Raw genomic sequence first — 20,466 nt, forward strand, 5'->3', positions numbered from 1 at the left:
GCGGTAGCGCAATCTAATATTCCGTTTACATATACGGAATTCCGGATATCGGAACGCTGAGAGAGGTGGCCCGCCATCGTCTCCTATCTTCTCCGGCGCCTGATTGCACTGGTAACCACGGTTTTCGTGGTGATCTCGCTGGTTTTCGTCCTCCTCCGGCTGTCACCGGGCAGCCCGCTCTACACCCTGCTCGGATTCAGCTACAGCGAGGAAGGCCGAGCCGCGGTCGCCGCGCGGCTCGGCTTGAACGCCTCCATCCCGGAGCAATACGCGCACTACCTCGCACAACTGGCCGGCGGGGATCTCGGCACATCCGTTTTCTCCGGACAGTCCGTACGGGAACTCGTCTCGCAGCGCCTGCCCGTCTCCCTCGAACTGGGACTGGTCGCCGGAGTGGTCTGGATGGCGCTGGGCGTCCTCGCCGGTGCGCTCGCCGCGCTCCGGCACGGTTCACCGCTCGACGGTCTCGTCCGTGTCGCCAGCGTGGTGGCGCTCTCGGTGCCGAGCTTCTGGCTGGGCCTCGTCTGCGTGCTGGTCTTCGGCGTCTACTTCACGGGAGTGCTGCCCGTCAGCGGATACGTCTCCCTCGCCGACGGCGTGGTCCCCCACCTGCGCAGCCTGATCCTGCCCGCGTTCGTGCTCGGCCTGCCCGCGTTCGCCGTCGTGGCCCGCACGTTCCGCGCCTCCCTCCTGGAGGTGCTCGACCGCGACTACGTCTCCTTCGCGACGGCGATGGGCATGCGCCGCCGGAAACTGGTGCTCAGAGTGGCACTGCGCAACGCCGCGATCCCCCTGGTCACGGTCATGGGACTGATGCTCGGCATGCTGGTCAGCGGCGCGATCCTGGTCGAGAACGTGTTCGGCGTCCCGGGCATCGGCCAGTTGATGGTCGACGCCTTCCGGCGGCAGGACTACCCGGTGGCCGCCGGCTGCTGCCTGGCCGTGGCGCTTCTCTATCTCCTCACCAATCTGCTCGTCGACGCGGCGCAGCTCGCGATCGACCCGCGAATCCGCGAAGGCGTGCTGAAAGGGGGGAAGCCCAGGTGAGCGCCGTCGCTCCGGCCCCGCGTCCCCTGCGGTTCCGCCCTCGTGACGGGCTGACCTGGTTCGGCCTGGGCTGCGCCGGGCTGTTCTGCCTGCTGGCCCTGCTGGGACCGTTGATCACCGGCGACCCGAACGCGACCGGCCCCGATATGCTGGCCGCCCCGAGCCTGGCGCACCCGTTCGGCACCGACCAGCTCGGCCGCGACCTGCTCGCCCGCACCGCGGCGGGCACCCAGGTGTCGCTGATGGTCAGCCTGGCCGCCGTGACGCTGGGCCTGCTGTTCGCCCTGCCGCTGGGGATCGTCGCCGGCTATCACGGCGGCCGCCTCCTCGACGATCTGATCATGAGGGTGCTGGAGATCATCCAAGCGCTGCCGATGTTCGTGCTGGCGATGTTCGTCATCGGGCTCAGCGGGACCGCCACGGCGCATCTGGGCCCGATCACGATCACCATGACCACCAAGGTCGTGCTGCTGCTCGGCGTGGCGTTCGTCCCCTACTTCGCGCGTGTGGCGCGGGCCGCGACCCTGGCGGAGACCGGCCAGGACTACGTGTCCGCGCTGCGGGTGGTGGGTGTGCCGCGCGTCCGGATCCTCTTCGGTGAGCTGCTGCCCAACGTCGCGCCGGCCATGGTGGTCCAGGCGTTCCTCGCGATGGCTCTGGCGATCTTCGCCGAGGGCGGGCTCGGCTTCCTCGGGCTGGGCATCCAGCTCCCGCAGGCGACACTCGGCAACCTCACCGGCGGCGGCACCGGCTATCTGCCCGCCGGGATCTGGTGGTACTCGGTCCTGCCCGGCGCGATCATGCTCGCCGGGATCCTCGGCTTCAACCTGCTCGGCGACGCCCTGTCCGACTCCCTCAGCGGGCGCTCCACGCTCAAGGAGATGTGATGAACCCTCCTCCTTCCTGGACCCGGCGACGTTTCCTCGGGTTACTGCCCGCCGTGTCGCTGGCCGCGGCCTGCTCGACCGGTGCCCCCACCGGCGGCGACACGCTAAGGATCGGTGTCGCCGCGGGCCCGAGCAACCTCAACCCCCTCGACTCCGGCAGTGAAGTCACCCGATGGATCGCCGAACCGGTGATGGAGACGCTCTACGACTACGACGCGCGGCTCGCGCCGGTACCCCTGCTCGCCGCGGCGGCGCCCACGGTCTCCGGCGACGGGCTCACCTGGACCATCCCGCTCAAACAGGGGGTGACGTTCCACAACGGCGACCCCTTCACCGCCGAGCACGTCGTGGCCTCGCTCGACCACGTGGCCGCGTTCGCCAGCGGCAGCGAGTGGGTCGTCTACTTCCTCGGCTACTACTCGGGTGCCCGCGCCGTCGACCCGCACACCGTCGAGATCAAGCTCAAGCGCCCGTACGGCCTGCTCCACTCCCATCTGACCAACCTGCCGATCACGCACAAGGCCTTCGCCGACCGCAAGGACACGATGATGGGCACCGGGCCGTACAAGCTGGAGAAGGTATCGGCCGGGCTGGGCTACTCCATGGCGGCCTATCACGGATATCACGGCCCGAAGCCGGCCTACGCCCGGATGGAGTTCACGATCATTCCGGACGGCTCCACCCGCGCGGTGAACCTGCGCGCGGGCAACGTGGACATCGTCACCGAGTTGCCCGTGGCGGCGTTGACACTGCTCACCGGCCAACCGCAGGTCACCGTCCACCGGGTGGACGCACCGATCGACATCCTCACGTACGTCAAGGTCGGGGATCCTCCCTTCGACGACGTGAACTTCCGTCGTGCGGTGGCCTACGCGTCCGACCGTCAAGGGGTGAACGAGAAGGTCTTCGGCGGGGCGGCGGTCCTCGGCCAGGGCCCCATCGGTCCCGCCGAACGCGGATACGACCCCGGTCTGCGGGTCTTTCCGGCCCAGCCCGACCTGGCCCGGGCACGCGAGCTCCTGCGCGGGATCAGGAGCCCCTCCTTCACTCTGACGATCAGCGCCGGGCAGGTCATGGAGGACATCGCGCAGGTCCTCATGCAGGGCTGGGCGCAGGCGGGCATCGCCGTGAAGCTGGAGGTTCTGCAGGGCGGGCCCTGGGCGCAGCGCTGGATCTCGGGCGCCTATCAGATGACCATGAATCGCTTCTCGAGCGGCTTCACCAGCGGCGACGCCAACTATCTGGCCCTCTCACCGGCCCAGTCCAAGGGCGTTCTGTCCTGCGGCTATGAGAACGCCGCCGTCGACACCGCGCTCGACCGCGTGTGGGCGACCACCGATCAGGCAGAGCGCGACGTGCTGCTCAAGCAGGTCAACGCGGCCCTGACCGAGGACGCGGTGATGTTCCCGCCCGTCTATCCGAAGATCATCGTGGGACAACGTACGAGCGTCAGCCCGCTGGATCCCGGCCGGATGCGAATCAGCAGGCTGGGCACCCCGAGCCTGCGCCCCAGGGGGAACGGCGGTGGCTGACCTGCTGACCATCGCGGACCTGCACGTCGACTACGCGGGACGGCCGGCCGTACAGGGTGTCTCCCTGACTCTGCGCAGGGGGGAGATCCTCGGCCTGGTCGGAGAATCCGGCAGCGGGAAGACCACCCTGTGCTCGGCGATCACGAACGTGCTCCCGGCCGGCGCGCGGGTCCGTGCCGCCGAGATGCGCTTCGACGGCCGGGAGTTGAGCGAGCTGTCGTACGAGGAGATGCGGCGGATCCGGGCCTCCCGCATCGGCCTGGTGCCGCAGCGGCCCATGACCTCGCTCAGCCCTTCCTCCCCCGTGCTGCGCCAGCTTCGCTGGTATCACGACGGGTCCGACCTCGCGGACCTGCTCGGCCAGGTCGGCCTGAAGGCCGTGATCGATCGGCCGCGCGACTACCCGCACCGGTTCTCCGGCGGACAGCTCCAGCGACTGCTCGTCGTGCTCGCCGCGCTGGCCAGGAAGCCCGATCTGCTCATCGCCGACGAGCCGACCACCACGCTGGACGCCACCGTGCAGGCCCAGGTGCTCCGCCTGCTGCTCGACCTGCGTGACCGGCTCGGGCTGGCGATGCTCTACGTCACCCACGACCTCGCGGTCGTGGCCCAGATCTGCGACAGGATCGGGGTGATGTACAGCGGGCGGCTCGTCGAGTCGGGCACCGTCGACCAGATCTTCAACGCCCCCCGCCACCCCTACACCCAGGCGCTGCTGGCCGCGTTGCCCGGCCGTACCCGGCCGGGACAGCGGCTGGGCACGATTCCCGGTGATGTCCACCGCGATGTCAGCGGCCGCTCCACGGGGTGCGCGTTCGCCTCTCGCTGTCCCGTCGCCTTCGCCCGTTGCCACGAAGAGGATCCGCGGCCGATCATCACCGGAGCGGACGTGGTTCGCTGCCATCGCGCAGAGGAGAAAGATTGACTTCCTCCCCTCCCTGAAGGAAGGGGATTCCGACCCTCACAAGTCGGCCTTCCTGCTTCACCGCCGGTCGCCCGCTCGGAGAAATATCCGTTGAGGTCTTACACCAGCTCCACAGGCGTTTCACCTCTCCGCCAGCCCGGCGGCGAGGACGTTCCTGGCCGCGTTCACATCCCGATCATGGACCGCGCCGCAAGCGCACACCCACGACCGAACGTTCAGCGGCATCGACTCCTGCACGACCCCGCACGCCGAGCACAGCTTCGAGGAGGGGAACCAGCGATCGATCACGACCAGCTCCCGCCCGTACCACTCGGCTTTGTACTCCAGCATCGAGCGCAGTTCCCGCCACGATGCGTCGGATACGGCGCGGGCGAGCGAGCGGTTCTTGAGCATGTTTCGGATGGTCAGGTCCTCCACGGCGATCACTTGGTTCTCGCGAACAAGCCGTGTGGTGACCTTGTGCAAAAAGTCCTGGCGGCGATCAGTGACCCGCGCATACACACGAGCCACCTTCACCCTGGCCTTGGCCCGGTTGTTACTGCCCTTGGCCTTACGGGACAACGCCCGCTGGGCTTTGGCCAGCCGCCTGCGGTCGGCCCGCTCATGCCGAGGGTTGGCGACCTTGCCGACTTCATCGCTCAGCCCGTCGATCGGCCGGGACAAGGTGAGCAGGGCGGTGATCCCCGCATCCACTCCCACCACATCCCCGGCCGGGTCCAGCGGTGCGATCCTCTCCTCGACCAGGATCGACACGAACCAGCGCCCGGCCGCATCCCGGGACACCGTGACCGTGGACGGCTCCGCCCCCTCCGGCAACCGGCGCGACCACACGATGTCCAACGGGCCGTCCATCTTCGCCAACGTCAGCGCCCCGTCCCGCCAGCGGAACGCCGAACGGGTGTACTCCGCGCTCAACCGGGACTTCTTACGGGACTTGAAGGTCGGGTACCTGGCCCGCTTGGCGAAAAAGTGCGCAAACGCCGCCTGCAGATGCCGCAAGGCCTGCTGCAACGGCACAGACGACACCTCATTCAGGAACGCGAATTCCTCGGTGCGTTTCCACGCGGTGAGCGCGGCCGACGACTCCCCATAGGAAACGCGTCGACCTGCCATCGTGTAAGTGCGGGTCCGCTCCTCCAATGCCTTGTTGTAGACGAGACGTACACAGCCGAACGTCCGGGCAAGCCCTTCAGCCTGCTCGGAGGTCGGATAGAAGCGGAACTTGTAGGCCCGCTTCACCACCTGCGTCACACCTCACGTTCTACCACGCGATCAGCTTCGCCATCGCACGTTTGTTCGCATCCACCGCGCGGCATCGTGCCGCGTTTCCTCCCCCGCCTGAAGGCGGAGGTCTCCACGCTTAAGGAGATTCGATGACGCCGCTGCTCGAACTCGACCACATCACCCAGCGCTTCCCCCTCGGACGAGGCCAGACCGTCCACGCGGTCGAGAACGTCTCCCTGCGTCTCCAACCCGGAGAGACGCTCGCCATCGTCGGCGAGTCCGGCTGCGGCAAGTCGACGGTCGCCCGGCTCGCTGTCGGCCTGATCACCCCCACGATGGGCACCGTACGTGTCGAAGGCACTCCGGTACGCGCGCGGATGGACCGGGCGACGCGGCGCCACGTGCAGTTCGTCGCGCAGAATCCCTGGTCGGCGCTGAACCCGCGCAAGACCATCGGCCACAGCGTCGGCCAGCCTCTCGCCGTGCACGGCCTGTGCTCGTCCTCCGCCGAGCGGAAGGCGCGCGTGGCCGAGTTGCTGGAACAGGTCGGCCTGCCCGCGCACTACGCGGCCCGCCGTCCGAACGGGGTGAGCGGCGGGGAGTTGCAGCGCGTCACCGTGGCCAGGGCTCTCGCCGCCCAGCCTCGCGTGATCGTCCTGGACGAACCGACAGCCAGCCTGGACGTGGGTGTCAAGGCGACCGTGATCAACCTGCTGCTGGACCTGCGGGCCTCGCTCGGCCTGAGTTATGTGCTCATCACCCACGAGCTCGACATAGCCCGGCACCTCGCCACCCACGTCGCGGTCATGTATCTGGGCAGGATCGTCGAGCACGGACCCGCGGAGGCGATCTTCTCGGCGCCGCACCATCCCTACACGCGCACGCTGCTGGCCGCCATCCCGGTTCCCGACCCCGCCCGCCGGGGACTGACCGCGATCACAGGAGAGGTTCCCTCGGCCGTCCATCCGCCCCCCGGATGCGCGTTCCATCCCCGCTGCCCCTACGTGACCGACGCTTGCCGGAAGCAGATTCCGCAGCTGCTCGACATCGGCGACAGGACGAGCGCGTGTCTGCGAGACGGCGAGATACCCGCCCACAGGTGAGGGCGGGCCGCTGTCCGCCGGCCCGCCCTCACCTTCCTCGGCGCTCGGCACCGCTCAGAGCATGCCGTTCACTTCTCGGCTCCGCGGCGCCGTACGAACAGGACGACCGCGGCGGCCAGGACGAGGATCACGATGACGGTGATCACGATGATGAGTACGGAAGGCCCGGCGTCCTCATCGGACGTGGCCGATGAAGCGGCCGACGACGCGGCAGGGGCCGAGGTGCCGCCGGACGCGGCCGACTCGACCGGAGCGGCGGACGGGGCCGGGCTCGATGCGGCCGCGAACGTGAGCGGCAACTGCGTGAAGTCGGTGACGTCCCGCGGGTTGGCGGGGTCGTTCGTCATGAGGGCGCAGGTCGTGACGGTGCAGTCCGTGCCGCCGAAGACGGCGACCGGCGTCATCGTGGTCTCGAGCCTGCCCTCGCCGTCCGTTTTCACCCGGGCGAAGTTTCCTGTGTCACAGGCCTTTCCCGGGGGCTGCGCCGTGTCGCAGAGGGCGACGAACAGCGTGGCCTTCGGAGTGAACCCCGTTCCGGTCACCGTGATCTCGGTTCCGGACGTGAGGTCGGTGGTCTGGCTCGCCGTCAGCTTCGGCTTGGCCGCCGCGGTCGCGGTCCCCATGGCGAGCGGGAGGGTGACGGCGAACGTGACGGCCAGTGCGACCAGCCACGTACGCGGTGAGCGGTTCCGGAGCATAAGCGCCTCCCTTGTGGTGCCGAGCGATTCCGATCGACGTCCCCGAGTCACTTGCGGAACAGCGTTTCACGACATAGTGTCACAAAACAAGGGTTGACGGCTTACCGATTTCCCGAACCACCTCCGACGAGCTCCGGCCTCCCTTCCTCGAGGCGGCAGGCGGAAAGGACGCATATGAGCACGGACGTGGCCCTTCCCTCGGTCGAAAAACACCAGCACCATCGCGACGTCACCGGAGGGTGGCTGCGACCCGCCGTGTTCGGCGCGATGGACGGATTGGTCTCCAATTTCGCCCTCATCAGCGGCGTGGTGGGCGGCGGCGCCCCCAACGCGATCGTGGTGATGACCGGGCTGGCCGGGCTGGCGGCCGGCGCCTGCGCCATGGCCGCGGGCGAGTACACCTCGGTGACCTCCCAGGCCGAACTCATGCGGGCCGAGATCGACATCGAGAAGGCCGAACTCCGGCGCAACCCCGAGGGCGAGCTCGCCGAACTCACCGCCCTCTACGAGGCGCGCGGCCTGGACGCGGGCACCGCCGCGCTGGTCGCCACACAGCTCACCGAGCAGCCCGAACTGGCATGGCGCGTGCACGTCCGCGAGGAGCTGGGCGTCGATCCCGACGACCTGCCCTCGCCCTACGTCGCCGCGATCTCCTCCTTCATCGCCTTCGCCTTGGGGGCGATCATCCCGGTGCTGCCGTTCATGCTCGGCGTGACCGGGCTGGTCGTGACCGGGCTGATCAGCATGCTCGGCCTGCTCGCCCTCGGCGCGACCGTCGCCCGGCTGACCGCGCGTCCCTGGTGGCTGGGGGCCGGACGCCAGTTGCTGCTGGGCGGAATCGCCGCGGCAGCCACCTTCGGCATCGGGAGCCTCGTCGGAGTCGGCCTCTCCTAACTACGGAAAGGGTCATCACAGCATGGGCATCAAAGAAGAAATGCCACTGCTCGCCCGGCACGAAGGCGTGTGGGAGGGCACCTACACCTACGTCGACCCCGACGGGAAGATCATCGACTCGCATCGTTCCCGGCTCACCTGTGCGTTTCCCGAAGACGGGGAGTGGGACTACCACCAGACCAACGTCTACACGTGGGACGACGGCAAGACCGAGGAACACCGTTTCCCGGGCACGTACCTGGGGGGAGGCCGCTGCGCCTTCGACACCGAGCGGATCAAGGGTGAGTTCTGGGGGGTCGACGACAGCGCGATCTACCTTTCGTGGATCTACAAGGAGCTGGGGGCCGGCCTTCGGCTGTTCGAGCTGATCGTGCTGAGCGAGGACGGGAACACCCGGAACCGCGTGTGGCAGTGGATCAAGGGCGGTACGTGCATCCAGCGCACCCTGATCAATGAGAAGCGCGTCTTGGCATGAGAGCCCAACTGTCGATCGCGAGCGGCGTGCGCGAGTTCGCCACCACCGCTCCCGCGGCCATCGCGGTCATCGACGGTGACAGGCGGCTCAGCTACGCGGCGCTCCACGACCGGTCGAGCCGCCTGGCGAACGCGTTGCTCTCCTCCGGCCTGATCCCCGGAGACACGGTGGCCCTCCTGCTGGCCAATCAGCTCGAGTACCCGGAGGCGGCGGCGGGCCTGGCCAAGGCCGGCCTCGTGATGGTCCCGCTCAATCCGCGCCTGACCCCACCGGAGATCGCGTTCATCGTCGAACACTCCCGGGCCCGGGCATTGATCGTGGACGAGGCGCTCGGCGACCGGGCGGGCGCCGTCGCCGGCGCGCTGGAGATCGTGCTGGTCACAGGTGACGGCGGATCCTACGAGGCCGCCCTGGCCGGCGCTCCGAGTCGCGACCCCCGCGTCTCGGTGAGCGAGAACGACCCGTTCTGCGTCGCCTACACCTCGGGGACGACCGGCAACCCGAAGGGCGTCCTGATCAGTCACCGCTCCCGTGCGCTCACCTTCTACGCCTCGGCCCTGGAATGGGGACTGGGGCCGGGACGCCGCTCGATCGCGGTCGCGCCGATGTATCACGGGGCGGGGTTCGCGTTCGGCTACGGCGCGATCCACACGGGGGGCACGGTGTCCATGCTCCGCTCGTGGGATCCGGAACGACTGCTCGCGATGATCGAGAAGGACCGGGCCCAGTCGGTCTTCATGGTGCCGACCCACGCCCAGACGATCCGCGCGCTCGGCGACCTCGCCCCGCGCCGGCACGACCTGAGCAGCCTCGACACCCTGTTCTTCAACGCCGCCGCGCTGCCGATCCCATTGAAGGAATGGGTGCTCGACACGTTTCCCGCCGTGGGCGTGCACGAGCTGTACGGCTCGACCGAGGCGGGGATCGTCACGAACCTCCGCCCGGCCGAGGCCAGGCGCAAAGCCGGGTCCGTCGGCCATGCGTGGTTCATGACCGAAGTCAGGATCGTGGACGACATCGGCGCCCCCGTACCGGCCGGGAGCCCGGGTGAGCTGTTCAGCCGCTCGCCGTACCTGATGAACGGCTACCTGCGCGATCCCGAGGCGACGCGGGCCTGCATGACCGAGGACGGTTTCCTCACCAGCGGCGACATCGCCGTCAGCGACGACGAGGGATTCATCAGGATCGTCGACCGCAAGAAAGATCTGATCATCACCGGCGGCGTCAACGTCTACCCGCGCGATGTCGAGATCGCGATCGACGGCTGCCCCGGCGTCGTCGAGTCCGCCGTCGTCGGCGAGCGCGACGAGACCTGGGGCGAGCGGGTCGTCGCCTACGTGGTCGGCGTGACCTCGGCGAATGAGATCGAGTCCCACCTTCGCCTCCGCCTCGCCGGATACAAGATCCCCAAAGCCATCCGCTTCGTACCGCAACTGCCGCGCAACAGCGCCGGGAAGGTGCTGAAACGGGAGCTCAGAAAGGATGCCTGAATGCGCCCGCACGTTGAACTGATCCACGATGACGACTACGTCTGGCACGCCGCCGAGCTCGTCGGCGGCGAGGGGCGAGCCAGCGAGCGCCGGCTCTCGGTGGACGAGGAGGACGGCTCCTCCTCGCTCCGGGTCGACTTCCACACCGATTGGGGTCGCGGGCCGGGGATCCACCACGCCGACACCGAGTACTACGTGCTCGAAGGCTCCATGACGTACGGCGGGCGTGAGATCGGCAAGGGCGGTTACGTCCACGCGCCCAAGGGCGTGCCCACCGACGCGATCACGTTCGCCGAGGGCACGCGGATCCTGCACTACCGCGAGTACGGCGACGCCGGCTTCGACCCCGTGGACAGCCTCGACGCGCCCCGCTGGGCCGACGCGCGTGAGGACGTCATCGTCGTCGACACCGAGGCCATGACCTGGGACGCTGTGCCCAACCCCGGCCCCATGCCGGGGCTGTTCATCAAATATCTGCACGTCGACCCGATCACCGGCTTCTACACCCGCCTGGTGTACTGCCAGGAGGGCTGGACCGACCACCGTCTGGCCCACCACCCCTGTTACGAGGAGGCCTACACGACCCAGGGCCGCATGGAGTACAGCTTCGGCACCCTGGACCAGGGCAGCTACTTCTTCCGCCCGGCCCGGGTGAAGCACGGCCACTTCACCACCATGGAGGGCGGCATGACCATGCTGCTGCGCTCCGACGGCGAACTGTTCAACTGGTACACCCAGAACGAGTGGATCCGCTGGGGCGGCGAGGCGGTCAACTACGGGCCCGGGGGCACCCGGATGCGCTGGTCGCAGTCGTCGCACGACCTCGGGAAGGGCTCGATCCGCCGCAGCGAGCGCGACCTGGCCGACCTCGCCGCATCCGTGCGGTTCCAGCGGGAGACGGGCGCGCAGGACGTCGACTACGTCCCGCACGGGCATGGCACGGACAAGGGCCTGGTCGCGATCGCCAAGGCATTGGACGCGGCCCAGCTCCAGGGCGGCCACGGCCACAGTCACGATCACAACGACGGGCACGACCATGGGCACGACCACGGCGTGACGGCCGACTGGGGCGCCGAGGCCGGCTCGCTGGAGCACCGGGACGAGCGAACCGGCGCGGTCGCGCACAACTGGGGCCAGGGCCGTCCCTGGAAGCAGGGCGATCCCATTCCCGCACCGATCATCTCCACCCTTCCCGTCCGGAGCCGCTCCCGTGGCCGCTGGGACGGCGACGGCATGTAGCGGAGCGGCCCGGCGCGATCACCTGACCAGGCCCGCGCGCGGCGGAACGTCCGCCGCCGCCCGGCCGGACACGACGCAGGAGGAGAAATGATCTACCTCGTCTACCGGATGCGGCTCACCGAGAGCGCCCGGCGCGACATGAAGGGATTCTGGAAGTGGCTGGAACAGCGGGAGAGCTGGTTCTACCGCGACCTGCCGATGGTCAAGGAGCTCCACTGGTACTACAGCGTCGTCGGTGACGTCTACGTGCTGGAGAACTGGGCGGCCTTCGAGGACGAGGCGGCCTGGGGCGCCTACCGGGCGGCGCTGGCCGAACTGAAGTCCGATGCATCATGGGAGACGGAGCGGGTGTCCCAGGAATCGTGGTGGGATTTCCTCGACACAAGGATCGTCACCGACACGCCCGTGCCCGTGGGGTTCTCCCGCGATTAGGGGGTGCCGTCATCGCTAACTGAGGGGCCTCGTCCATGGAAACAGCCAAGCCGTTGCGCCGTCGTACGCCTGAAGCCTCGAGCCAGACGGTCGCGACCGTCGAGCGTGCCGCGGACGTGCTCGTGCTCTTCGCCGAGCCGGGCTCCGTCACGCTGGGCGTCACCGAGATCGCGGAGAAACTCGGGCTGTCCAAGGCCGCGGTTCACCGGATTCTGGCCTCGCTGCGGCTGCGGGGGCTGATCGACCTGGACGAGGACACCCGGCGCTACTCCCTCGGGCTGACGGCCATGCGGCTCGGGCTGGCCTATCTCGACAGGCTGGACGTGCGCAGGGTGGCGGCGCCCGAGCTGGTCACCCTGTCGAGGTCGCTGTCCGAAACCGCGACGTTGTCGATCCGGACCGGAATGACCAGGGTCTACGTGGACCAGGTGACGCCGAGCCGCGAAGTGATCATGTCTGTCTCCCTCGGCGTCCCCTATCCCCTCCACGCCGGCGCCTCGTCCAAGGCGTTCCTCGCCTTCCTGTCCGACGAAGAGATCGACGCCTACTTCAGAACGGTCCCGCTGACCCGGCTGACCGAGCGCACGTTGGTGCATGAGGACGTGCTGCGCAAGGACATCGCGGCGATCCGGCGTCGCGGATTCGCGAAGTCGAATGCCGAGCGCCAGCCGGGGTCGGCCTCGGTCGCCGCGCCCATCTTCGACCACCACGGCAGGCCCGCCGGTGTCATCAGCGTCTGCGGCCCGCTGGAGCGGTTCCGGGGCGAGGCGCAGCAGTGCGCCGAGGCCCTGCTCGAAGCGACCGGCCGGCTGTCGGCGCAGATGGGCTACGCCGAGACCGAGAGGAAATGACGGCCCTCAGCGGGCGCACCTGTTCCGCGCCTGTGGGCGGTCCGTCCCATCGGAGGACGCCCCCGATGGGACGGACCCCCCTGCTCACCTCTGAAGACAACGGTCGGCGAAACGAGAGCACGCCACCTGATCGGGCGAGCGCGGGCGTCAAAGCACCCCGGAGGCGACCGGCACGGAGGCCGTGTCGCGTCGCATGCGCATCGGCCACAACGCCTTGTCCCCCAGCAGGCGCACGATGGCGGGCACCAGGAGCGGGCGGATGACGAACGTGTCGAGCAGGATCCCGAACGCCATCGCGAACCCGAACTGGAACAGCTCGCGGATCGGCTGGGTCATCAGGACCGCGAACGTCGCGGCCAGGATCAGCCCCGCGGACGACACGACGCCTCCGGTGCGTTCGATCGCCACGCGGATGGCCTCGACCGGCGGGCTGGTGCGCGACTCCTGCTTGAAGCGGCTCATGATGAAGATGCTGTAGTCGACGCCGAGAGCGACCAGGAAGACGAAGATGTAGGCGGTGACCCTGTTGCCGATGCCGTCGTCCCCGAGCACCGTGAGTGTGAAGAAGGTCGTCGCGCCGAGCGTGGCGACGAATGGCACGACCAGTGTCCCCACCAGGTAGACCGGCGCGAGCACCGAGCCCAACAGCAGCGCCAGGATGACCGCGACGATGACCAGCACCAGCGCGATGATGTAGATCATGTCGCGGTCGAGCGCGGACCGGATGTCCGCCGTCTGCGCGGTCTCACCGCCGACGAGGATCCGCGGCTCGTGGATCCCGGCCCGCTCGGCGGCGGCCTGCGCGGCCGACCGCAGCGGGCCGATCGCGTCGAGCGCCTCCGAGCTGTACGGGTCCTTGTCCAGCACGACCCGGAGTGACAGTGTCCGGCCGTCACCGCTGAGCCGGGGGCGCGCGTCCACTCTGGCCACACCGCCGAGTTCCGAGAGGGAGCCCGCGACGCGTGCGGGCGCGTCCGACGTCCGCAGGTCCGTGCCATTTCGGATGAGGACGGTGGTGGGGGCTGTCTCGCCCGGACCGAACGCCTCGGCCACCAGCGCCTGGCCGCGCGCGGACTGGGTGTCGACCCGGAACCCGCTGACGAAGTTGAAGCTCTCCTGGTATCCCACCAGGCCGACGCCCATGACCGCCAGGATCGCGACCACCACGCCGATGACCTTGACGGGGGCCCTGGTGACGAGGTCGGCGACCCTGTGCCAAACCCGGCCGTCTTGGCTGCGCTCCGCGGCCTTTCGCAGACCGCCCGGCCAGAACACGGCGCGCCCGAAGAGCAGGACCAGGGCGGGGATGAACGTGAACGCGACCACGGCCATGACCGCGACGCCGAGCGCGAGATACGGCCCGAAGCCGCGTAGCGCGGGCGAGACCGCGACCAGCAGCGCGAACATCGCCAGCACGATGGTCGAGGCGCTGGCCCACACGGTCTCGCCGACCGCGCGCATCGCGGTCTGCATGGCGCGGTACCTGTCGGACTCATCCAGCAGCGCCTCGCGGTACCTGGCGGTGATGACGAGGGCGTAGTCGGTACCGACTCCGAAGAGCAGGACGGTCATGATCGACGCGGTCTGCGAGCTGATGTCGAACCATCCGGCATCGGCCATGAGAGCGCCCAGCGTCTCGGCCACGCGCATGGCCAGCCCGACCGCCAGCAACGGGAGGAGCGCCATGACCGGCGAGCGGTAGATGGCGAGCAGGATGACCAGGACGAGAAGGACCGTGGCCAGCAGCAGGATCTTGTCACCCCTGCCGAACACGCTGACGGTGTCCGTGACGATGCCCGCGGGCCCGGTCACGGCGGCCTCCGCGGCGCCGGCCTGGGTGGTGGCGACGGAGCGCAGCACGTCGACGGCGTCGCGGAAGGACGTTTCGGACGGGTCCCCCCCCGAGGGGGACGATGATCATCTGAGTCCGGCCGTCCGGCGATACCAGCCCCTGCGACGATCCCGCGTCCGGCGGCGGGCCCGACGCCTCCGGGGCGCCGGTCCCCGCCGGAGAGCCGGCGTCTCGCGCCGAGGAGATGACGTCGAGCACGTTCTTGGGGCGGTCAGGTCCGGACAGGGTGGCGGTGATGCGCCGGACGGCCTGCTCAGTAGCCGTACGGTCGCCATCGGGACCGCGGACCACGATGATCGCGGGGGTGGCGGTCTGGTCGGGGAAGGCCGACCGGGTCAGCTCCCGTGCCCGCATGGAGTCGGCGGTGGCGGGAGGAAGGTTGGCCGAGGCGCTGTCCTCGACCGACTTCAGGTCGGGCGCGACCTGTGCCAGGGCCCCGGCGAGGACCACCCATAGCAGGACGGTGATCAGGGCCCGGGTTCGCGATGCCAGAAAGCCTCGCAGAAAGGCGGAGTACATTCGTGGAGTCCTCATCAACGACGGCCACTCTTTGCGACAGGGGTGTCTCTAAGACTCGTCGAAGGTAGCAAGCCATATCCGAGGGGCGCGAATCGGGTGCCCATCGGTCACCGAAACGAGGGGAAGATGCCGAGGATCGACGCGGGGAGTCTCCGTGAACACCGAGCCCAGCGGCTCGAAAAGCTGATCGACGCCGCAGAGGCGATCATGGCTGAGGGAGGGATCGAGGCGCTGACCGCAGGCGCGGTCAGCGCGCGGGCGGGGATCGCGCGCAACAGCCTCTACCGGTATTTCGACTCCATCGACGATCTCGTCGAGATCGTCGTGATGAGGGAGTTCCCCGCGTGGGTCGAGGCGGTGGCCCAGGCGGTGGCCGCGGAGACGAACCCGCACGCCAAGGCCGTCGCCTATGTACGGTCGAACCTGGAGCAGGCGGCTTCCGGCTCGCACGGCTGGCGGACGTCGCTGTCTCGCGGTTCGCTGTCGTCGTCGGCGAGGCAACGTGTGCGCGAAATGCACTCGTGCCTCACCACGACCCTCGACCAGATCGTCGCCGAGCTGGGAATCGGCCGGCCCGAGCTGACGACAGCGGTCGTCCAGGCCGTCGTGGACGCCTGCACCCGCAGGATCGACGCGGGCGACCCGCCCGCGGACGTCATCTCGTACGCCTGCGACGCCGCCGAGCGGATTCTGCGCGTTTAGGACTTCGTCGCGCCCGGGCTCGCCGTGCCCGAGATGACGCCCCTCCCCCGGCTAGTGCGCCTCCATCGGCTTGCCGAACAGACCGGCCGGGAAGACCACGAGGATCAGCGCGAGCAGCCCGAAGACCACGAGGTTGCCGGCCGTCGCGTTGATCTCGGCGCGTACGACGGAATCGAGAAAGCCGACGATCAGTCCGCCCGTCAGCGCGCCGCGCGGTGACCCGACACCGCCGATGACCGCCGCGGTGAAGCCCTTGATGGTGAACATCAGCCCCGCGGTGGGAGCGATGAACAGCACGGGCGCCGCCAGCAGCCCGACGAGTGCCGTGACCGCGGTGGAGATGACGAAGCTGAGCACCACGATCCGCTGCACCGGGATGCCCATCAGCACGGCGGTGCCGGGACTGTGCGAGGCGGCGCGGAGCGCCCTGCCGTACAGGCTGTGCCGCAGGAACGCGTCGTAGGCGGCCGTCACCGCCAGAGCGATCCCGATGGTGAGCGACACCTGCCACGCGATCCGGCCGCCGCCGACCTCCAGGCCGCCTTCCGCGAACGGCGGTGGGCGAAGCGCGTCGACATCGCTGTAGTTCAGCGTGAACAGCGACTGCGCGATCAGTGCCACGGCGAGTGCGGCCACGATCCATCCGAACCGGGAGCCGGACAACCGCATCGGCAGCATGGTCATGCGTTCCGTCGCCACCCCCATCAGGGCGCCCAGCACGACCGCGAGGAGGAGCGCGACCGGCCAGCTCAGCCTGCCGAGGCTGATCGCCTGGTAGCCGACGGCCGCGCCGAGGACCAGCGCCTCCCCCTGAGCGAAGTTCATCACCCGGGTGGGCTGGAAGGTGATGGTCAGACCCAGAGCCACGAGAGCGTAGACCGCTCCCGCGAACAGCCCGTCGATCCACGTCTGCGTGGTCATCGGCCGCGCTCCCCGGCGGATGGTGCGAACACGCGCATGTCAGGGGGCCACCCTGAGCTCACGGGTGAACCAGCCCTGCTCGTCCTTGTCCCACTGGTAGATCCGGACGTCGGCGGCGTCGTAGAACTCATGCGCCGTGCCAGGCGTGACGGAGTTGCCCGACGGTGTCGCGTCAGCCGGGAGATCGAGTTTCTCCATGGCCGCGGCCACCGTGTCCGGATCGGTGCCGCCCGCGGCCTTGACCGCCGCGGCGTAGGCGTAGAGGCAGTCAGCGGCCATGGCCGTTCCCTTGGGCGACCGTGCTCCGGTTCTCGGGCCGACGTTGACACCGAACCGCTTCTCCACGGCCTCGATGTGAGCTCGGTATCCGGGCTCCCAGGAGGCCCGATCACGCGTCGGGTACTGGTAGTTGGGCATCTCGAAGACCACGCCTTTGGCCGCGTCTCCCGCGCCCTCCACGAAAGCGATGTTCTGCGCGCCCGAGCCGGCCCCGATGAGCCGCCCCCGGTATCCGGCCGCGCCCGCTGCGGCGATCGTCTTGGCCCCGCCCACGTTGTTGGAGAAGAAGATCGCGTCGGCGTTCTTGAGTTTCTCCACGTACGCGGCGTGGCTCTGGTCGTCCGGGCGCGACGTCTGGAAGCCGAGGTAGGTCATGCCGTTCCGCTGTCTGGCGAGCAGGGCGTCCACCGCTTTGCCGGTGTCGTCGTTCTCGTAGATCAGGCCGAAGGTCTTGCCCCCTTCGCTTTTGAGCAGCTCCAGCGCCTTGGCGATGTCGATCTCGGTGCTGTCCTGGGCACGGAAGCCGTACTTCAGGTCGGCGAACGATCCCGCCGCCACGCCGGGCTGGCAGTTGATCTTCTTGTTGCGTTCGAGTGTCTCCTTGGCCGCGTTGTAGAAGGAGGTGAGAGAGGGGCCGACAATGAACTTGACCTGCTCGTCTCCGGCGAGTTCGGTGGCTGCCTGAACCACCTTCCCCGGGTCGAGCCCGGAGTCGCGGACCACGAGTCTGAGCTGCGATCCGGCGAGTCCGCCACTTGCGTTGATCTTGTCGATCTCGATCTGCAGGGAGTTCTGCTGTCCCGTGCCGAGCACGGCGAGCGGCCCCGTCACCGGGCCGATCAAACCGATCGCGATGACGGGCGTCCCTCCGGCCTCCTTGGCCGCGCACCCGGACGCCGCGAGAGCGACGGCCGCAGCCAGCACCGCAACCGCGGGTTTCCTCATTCGGACCTCCTCGAAGACTTTCTCGATGCGACCAAGGTGTGTGGACGGATCAGGTGAGCCGCCGCAGGCCGGGTTCAGCCGCCCGCCACCCATACGGCGGGGCCGGAGAACCACGCCAGGGCGAGCGCTCCCCCGCCGGAACGGGAGTCCGACCGCTCACTACCCGCCGGAAACCAGCCGCGCGCGCCGGCGCGGAAGGGCGTTCCGGAGACCTCGATCTCGCCCTGGAGCACGACGAACTCCTCGTCGCAGGTGTAGTGCCCACGTGCCGGACGTGCCCAGCCCGGCGGGAAACGGACGAGCACCAGGAAGGAGCCGGCGGGGCCGGTGTACAGCCCGGCCAGGGACACGTCCGGCACCGATTGGGGGATCGTGAACGTGCGCCAGGGCAGGTCCCGATCCAGATACGTGATCATTCGGCCAGCTCGATGACGCGCCGCGCCGACCGCACGACCGCCTCGTCGATCAGCCGGCCGTTCTCGTCCAGGCAGACCGCGAGCCCGGCGGCCAGCGACTCCTGGTACCTCGCCAGCACCTCCCTGGCCGCGGCGACCGTCTCAGGCGACGGGGTGAACACCTCGTGGACCACCGGGATCTGGGCCGGATGGACGCAGGCGCGGCCGAGGAAGCCGAGACGCGCCAGGGCGTGCGTGGACGCGCGGAGGGCGTCCAGGTCGCGTGTCTCGATGCTCACCGGCGCCACCGGCGGCGCGATGGCGGCGGCGGCGCTGGCCGCGACCACCTGCGAGCGGGCCCACAGCAGCTCTGTGGCATCCCGCCCGGGCCTGATCCCCAGATCGGCGGCCAGGTCCGCCTCCCCCATCTGCAGGCGGACGACGCGGGGCGCGCGGGCGATCGCGGGGGCGGCGAACAGGGCGGCCGCCGACTCCACCAGCGGCGTCAGCCCGATCGAGCCGGGTGTGAGCCGAGAGCGCGGTTCGGCCGCGTCCAGCAGCCGGGCCAGCTCCTCGATCTCGTCCGCGTTCTCGGTCTTCGCCACACACAGGCCGGTCAGCGCCTGTCCCGCGGCCGTGACGATCGCGTCGGCGTCGGCGTGCCCGGCCTCCCCGGGGTTGATCCGGACCCAGATCTCGGGGCCTCCGGGGGGCCGGCCACCGGAGGTGGCGAGATCCGACAGCCAGTCGGCTACTGCCGCCCGGGCCGCGATCTTTCCGGCTTGCGGAACGGCGTCCTCCAGATCCACGATGAGCGCGTCGGCGGCCCGGTCGGCCGCCTTGGCGAGCTTGCCGGGTGCGTTGCCCGGGACGTACAGATAGGAGCGCGCGATCATCCGACGCGCCCCTTTCCACTGATCAGCGACTTGGCGATCACCATGCGCAGAATGTCGTTGGTCCCCTCGCCGATCATCATGAGCGGCGCGTCGCGGTAGAGCCGCTCGACGACGAACTCCTTGGAGTAGCCGTAGCCGCCGTGGATCTGCATCGCGATGAGCGCGCATTCCTGGGCGGCTTCCGAGGCGAAGACCTTCGCCATGCCGGACTCCAGGTCGACCCGTTCGCCCGCGTCCGCGCGGGACGCCGCCCAGTAGACCAGGAGTCGGGCGGACTGCACCTTGATGGCCAGTTCGGCGAGCTTGAGCTGGACCGCCTGGAAGTCCTGGATCGCCTGGCCGAATGCCCGACGCTGACCCGCGTAGTGCAGCGCCTCGTCGTACGCGGCCTGGGCGACGCCGAGCGCGCGGGCGGCGACGTTCAGCCGCCCGGTCTCCAGTCCGGAAAGCACCTGCTTCATGCCCTGCCCCTCGACGCCGCCGAGCAGGTTCTCGGCTGGCACGCGCACGTCCTCGAGCAGGACCTCGCACGACTCGGTGCCCTTGTAGCCGAGTTTGGGAAGGTCACGCAGAACGGTGAAGCCGGGGGTTTCCCGCTCGACGAGGATCACCGACATGCCGCGGTGCGCCGGGGTGGTCTGGGCGGTCTTGACCAGGACGGGCAGCGGGTCGGCGTGCCGCGCGTTGGTGATCCACGTCTTGGCGCCATTGATCACGTAGGAGTCGCCGTCCCGGCGCGCGGTGGTGGTGATTCCCTGCAGGTCACTTCCCGCCCCCGGCTCGGTCAGGCCGATACCGCTGCGCCGCGCCCCGGTGGCGAGGTCGGGAAGGAAGCGTGCGCGCTGTTCGGCTGTGCCGTACCTGGCGATCAGCCAGCAGGCCAGCGAGTGAGAGCCGATCGTCCCCGCCACACCCATCCAGCCCTTGGATATCTCTTCGAAGACGAGAGCGAAGGACACCATGTCCGCCCCCAGCCCGCCATACTCCTCGGGCACGGTCAGCCCGAACAGGCCCATGTCCTTCATCCTGTCGATGATCTCCGTGGGATAGCGGTCGGCCGCCTCCCATTCCCGTGCCACCGGGCGTACGTCCTTGTCGACGAATTCGCGCAGCGTGTCGCGGAACAGCCGTTGCTCTTCGGAGAGTTCGAAATCCAATGT

At 69.1% G+C, this 20,466-nt stretch carries 20 protein-coding genes and 2 pseudogenes; 12 read left to right on the plus strand and 10 right to left on the minus strand.

The window, feature by feature from the left end; translation table 11 throughout:
• Nucleotides 1–75 precede the first annotated feature (75 nt).
• Genes ACQP1V_RS27830 through ACQP1V_RS27845 form a run of 4 tightly spaced genes read left to right on the plus strand, consistent with a single transcriptional unit; the run spans nucleotide 76 to nucleotide 4,391 of the window.
• Nucleotides 76–1,047 (plus strand): ABC transporter permease, encoded by a 972-nt coding sequence (locus ACQP1V_RS27830; RefSeq protein ID WP_433425959.1) that lies wholly within the window; start codon nucleotides 76–78, stop codon nucleotides 1,045–1,047.
• Nucleotides 1,044–1,934, plus strand: a complete 891-nt coding sequence (locus tag ACQP1V_RS27835) for an ABC transporter permease (RefSeq protein ID WP_387415392.1) — start codon at nucleotides 1,044–1,046, stop codon at nucleotides 1,932–1,934. The genes ACQP1V_RS27830 and ACQP1V_RS27835 overlap by 4 nt, the downstream gene beginning before the upstream one ends.
• Nucleotides 1,934–3,466: an ABC transporter substrate-binding protein gene (locus tag ACQP1V_RS27840; protein ID WP_433413035.1), complete on the plus strand. Its 1,533-nt coding sequence runs from the start codon at nucleotides 1,934–1,936 to the stop codon at nucleotides 3,464–3,466. Before ACQP1V_RS27835 ends, ACQP1V_RS27840 begins: the two co-directional genes overlap by 1 nt.
• Nucleotides 3,459–4,391 (plus strand): ABC transporter ATP-binding protein, encoded by a 933-nt coding sequence (locus ACQP1V_RS27845; protein ID WP_433413036.1) that lies wholly within the window; start codon nucleotides 3,459–3,461, stop codon nucleotides 4,389–4,391. The genes ACQP1V_RS27840 and ACQP1V_RS27845 overlap by 8 nt, the downstream gene beginning before the upstream one ends.
• Here ACQP1V_RS27845 and ACQP1V_RS27850 read toward each other — a convergent pair.
• Nucleotides 4,342–5,642: pseudogene (locus ACQP1V_RS27850) on the minus strand (RNA-guided endonuclease InsQ/TnpB family protein). The gene ACQP1V_RS27845 and the pseudogene ACQP1V_RS27850 overlap by 50 nt on opposite strands.
• Nucleotides 5,643–5,764: 122 nt before the next feature.
• On the opposite strand from ACQP1V_RS27850, the gene ACQP1V_RS27855 reads away from it, so the two are divergent.
• A complete protein-coding gene (locus ACQP1V_RS27855) occupies nucleotides 5,765–6,718 on the plus strand; it encodes an oligopeptide/dipeptide ABC transporter ATP-binding protein (protein WP_433413037.1) in 954 nt (317 codons plus the stop codon).
• A 68-nt stretch (nucleotides 6,719–6,786) separates the two neighbouring features.
• On the opposite strand, the gene ACQP1V_RS27860 is transcribed toward ACQP1V_RS27855, so the two are convergent.
• Entirely contained in the window at nucleotides 6,787–7,416 is a 630-nt protein-coding gene (locus tag ACQP1V_RS27860; protein ID WP_433413038.1) for a neocarzinostatin apoprotein domain-containing protein, read from the minus strand.
• Nucleotides 7,417–7,590: 174 nt separating this feature from the next.
• Between ACQP1V_RS27860 and ACQP1V_RS27865 the strand changes: the two genes are divergently transcribed.
• The 6 genes from ACQP1V_RS27865 (at nucleotide 7,591) to ACQP1V_RS27890 (ending at nucleotide 12,797) form a co-directional block, all read left to right on the plus strand.
• Entirely contained in the window at nucleotides 7,591–8,310 is a 720-nt protein-coding gene (locus ACQP1V_RS27865) for a VIT1/CCC1 transporter family protein (RefSeq protein ID WP_387415402.1), read from the plus strand.
• Between the two features lie 22 nt (nucleotides 8,311–8,332).
• Nucleotides 8,333–8,785 carry a DUF3598 family protein gene (locus ACQP1V_RS27870; RefSeq protein WP_433413039.1) on the plus strand — a complete coding sequence of 151 codons (453 nt, stop codon included), beginning with the start codon at nucleotides 8,333–8,335 and terminating at the stop codon, nucleotides 8,783–8,785.
• A complete protein-coding gene (locus tag ACQP1V_RS27875) occupies nucleotides 8,782–10,275 on the plus strand; it encodes an AMP-binding protein (RefSeq protein WP_433413040.1) in 1,494 nt (497 codons plus the stop codon). Before ACQP1V_RS27870 ends, ACQP1V_RS27875 begins: the two co-directional genes overlap by 4 nt.
• Complete coding sequence (locus tag ACQP1V_RS27880; RefSeq protein WP_433413041.1) at nucleotides 10,276–11,514, plus strand: DUF4437 domain-containing protein; 1,239 nt, start codon at nucleotides 10,276–10,278, stop codon at nucleotides 11,512–11,514. It abuts the gene before it with no gap.
• An 87-nt stretch (nucleotides 11,515–11,601) separates the two neighbouring features.
• The gene (locus tag ACQP1V_RS27885; protein ID WP_387415410.1) at nucleotides 11,602–11,946 is read left to right on the plus strand and encodes a hypothetical protein; all 345 of its coding nucleotides are present in this window, start codon (nucleotides 11,602–11,604) and stop codon (nucleotides 11,944–11,946) included.
• 35 nt (nucleotides 11,947–11,981) lie between these two features.
• Complete coding sequence (locus tag ACQP1V_RS27890; protein WP_433413042.1) at nucleotides 11,982–12,797, plus strand: IclR family transcriptional regulator; 816 nt, start codon at nucleotides 11,982–11,984, stop codon at nucleotides 12,795–12,797.
• Between the two features lie 147 nt (nucleotides 12,798–12,944).
• Here the strand turns inward: ACQP1V_RS27890 and ACQP1V_RS27895 are convergent, their stop codons facing one another.
• From ACQP1V_RS27895 to ACQP1V_RS27905, 3 genes and pseudogenes are all read right to left on the minus strand, one after another.
• Nucleotides 12,945–13,940, minus strand: a complete 996-nt coding sequence (locus tag ACQP1V_RS27895) for an MMPL family transporter (RefSeq protein ID WP_433425961.1) — start codon at nucleotides 13,938–13,940, stop codon at nucleotides 12,945–12,947.
• A gap of 45 nt (nucleotides 13,941–13,985) precedes the next feature.
• A pseudogene (locus tag ACQP1V_RS27900) lies at nucleotides 13,986–14,672 on the minus strand (MMPL family transporter); the annotation flags it as partial.
• On the minus strand, nucleotides 14,554–15,183 hold the full coding sequence (locus ACQP1V_RS27905; protein ID WP_433413043.1) for an MMPL family transporter: 630 nt from the start codon (nucleotides 15,181–15,183) through the stop codon (nucleotides 14,554–14,556). The gene ACQP1V_RS27905 and the pseudogene ACQP1V_RS27900, both read right to left, overlap by 119 nt.
• Before the next feature lie 111 nt (nucleotides 15,184–15,294).
• Between ACQP1V_RS27905 and ACQP1V_RS27910 the strand changes: the two genes are divergently transcribed.
• On the plus strand, nucleotides 15,295–15,870 hold the full coding sequence (locus tag ACQP1V_RS27910; RefSeq protein ID WP_433413044.1) for a TetR/AcrR family transcriptional regulator: 576 nt from the start codon (nucleotides 15,295–15,297) through the stop codon (nucleotides 15,868–15,870).
• A gap of 51 nt (nucleotides 15,871–15,921) precedes the next feature.
• Here the strand turns inward: ACQP1V_RS27910 and ACQP1V_RS27915 are convergent, their stop codons facing one another.
• From ACQP1V_RS27915 to ACQP1V_RS27935, 5 genes are all read right to left on the minus strand, one after another.
• Complete coding sequence (locus ACQP1V_RS27915) at nucleotides 15,922–16,791, minus strand: branched-chain amino acid ABC transporter permease (protein ID WP_433413045.1); 870 nt, start codon at nucleotides 16,789–16,791, stop codon at nucleotides 15,922–15,924.
• Nucleotides 16,792–16,830: 39 nt separating this feature from the next.
• Nucleotides 16,831–18,015 carry an ABC transporter substrate-binding protein gene (locus ACQP1V_RS27920; RefSeq protein WP_433413046.1) on the minus strand — a complete coding sequence of 395 codons (1,185 nt, stop codon included), beginning with the start codon at nucleotides 18,013–18,015 and terminating at the stop codon, nucleotides 16,831–16,833.
• A gap of 74 nt (nucleotides 18,016–18,089) precedes the next feature.
• Entirely contained in the window at nucleotides 18,090–18,431 is a 342-nt protein-coding gene (locus ACQP1V_RS27925) for a hypothetical protein (RefSeq protein ID WP_387415422.1), read from the minus strand.
• Nucleotides 18,428–19,306: an HpcH/HpaI aldolase/citrate lyase family protein gene (locus ACQP1V_RS27930; protein ID WP_433413047.1), complete on the minus strand. Its 879-nt coding sequence runs from the start codon at nucleotides 19,304–19,306 to the stop codon at nucleotides 18,428–18,430. Before ACQP1V_RS27930 ends, ACQP1V_RS27925 begins: the two co-directional genes overlap by 4 nt.
• Nucleotides 19,303–20,463, minus strand: a complete 1,161-nt coding sequence (locus ACQP1V_RS27935; RefSeq protein ID WP_433413048.1) for an acyl-CoA dehydrogenase family protein — start codon at nucleotides 20,461–20,463, stop codon at nucleotides 19,303–19,305. The genes ACQP1V_RS27930 and ACQP1V_RS27935 overlap by 4 nt, the downstream gene beginning before the upstream one ends.
• Between the last annotated feature and the right edge of the window lie 3 nt (nucleotides 20,464–20,466).

The sequence above is a fragment of the Microtetraspora malaysiensis genome (genome assembly GCF_050947145.1).
Classification (GTDB): domain Bacteria; phylum Actinomycetota; class Actinomycetes; order Streptosporangiales; family Streptosporangiaceae; genus Microtetraspora_A; species Microtetraspora_A malaysiensis.

Excerpts from the sequence above, each read along its gene's own strand:
- ACQP1V_RS27905 (WP_433413043.1), bottom strand. The coding sequence starts at position 15,183 with ATGAGGACTCCACGAATGTACTCCGCCTTTCTGCGAGGCTTTCTGGCA.
- ACQP1V_RS27880 (WP_433413041.1), top strand. The coding sequence starts at position 10,276 with ATGCGCCCGCACGTTGAACTGATCCACGATGACGACTACGTCTGGCAC.
- ACQP1V_RS27885 (WP_387415410.1), top strand. The coding sequence starts at position 11,602 with ATGATCTACCTCGTCTACCGGATGCGGCTCACCGAGAGCGCCCGGCGC.
- ACQP1V_RS27870 (WP_433413039.1), top strand. The coding sequence starts at position 8,333 with ATGGGCATCAAAGAAGAAATGCCACTGCTCGCCCGGCACGAAGGCGTG.
- ACQP1V_RS27865 (WP_387415402.1), top strand. The coding sequence starts at position 7,591 with ATGAGCACGGACGTGGCCCTTCCCTCGGTCGAAAAACACCAGCACCAT.
- ACQP1V_RS27890 (WP_433413042.1), top strand. The coding sequence starts at position 11,982 with ATGGAAACAGCCAAGCCGTTGCGCCGTCGTACGCCTGAAGCCTCGAGC.
- ACQP1V_RS27920 (WP_433413046.1), bottom strand. The coding sequence starts at position 18,015 with ATGAGGAAACCCGCGGTTGCGGTGCTGGCTGCGGCCGTCGCTCTCGCG.
- ACQP1V_RS27875 (WP_433413040.1), top strand. The coding sequence starts at position 8,782 with ATGAGAGCCCAACTGTCGATCGCGAGCGGCGTGCGCGAGTTCGCCACC.
- ACQP1V_RS27895 (WP_433425961.1), bottom strand. The coding sequence starts at position 13,940 with ATGGGCGTCGGCCTGGTGGGATACCAGGAGAGCTTCAACTTCGTCAGC.
- ACQP1V_RS27860 (WP_433413038.1), bottom strand. The coding sequence starts at position 7,416 with ATGCTCCGGAACCGCTCACCGCGTACGTGGCTGGTCGCACTGGCCGTC.
- ACQP1V_RS27925 (WP_387415422.1), bottom strand. The coding sequence starts at position 18,431 with ATGATCACGTATCTGGATCGGGACCTGCCCTGGCGCACGTTCACGATC.
- ACQP1V_RS27855 (WP_433413037.1), top strand. The coding sequence starts at position 5,765 with ATGACGCCGCTGCTCGAACTCGACCACATCACCCAGCGCTTCCCCCTC.
- ACQP1V_RS27910 (WP_433413044.1), top strand. The coding sequence starts at position 15,295 with ATGCCGAGGATCGACGCGGGGAGTCTCCGTGAACACCGAGCCCAGCGG.
- ACQP1V_RS27915 (WP_433413045.1), bottom strand. The coding sequence starts at position 16,791 with ATGACCACGCAGACGTGGATCGACGGGCTGTTCGCGGGAGCGGTCTAC.
- ACQP1V_RS27930 (WP_433413047.1), bottom strand. The coding sequence starts at position 19,306 with ATGATCGCGCGCTCCTATCTGTACGTCCCGGGCAACGCACCCGGCAAG.
- ACQP1V_RS27840 (WP_433413035.1), top strand. The coding sequence starts at position 1,934 with ATGAACCCTCCTCCTTCCTGGACCCGGCGACGTTTCCTCGGGTTACTG.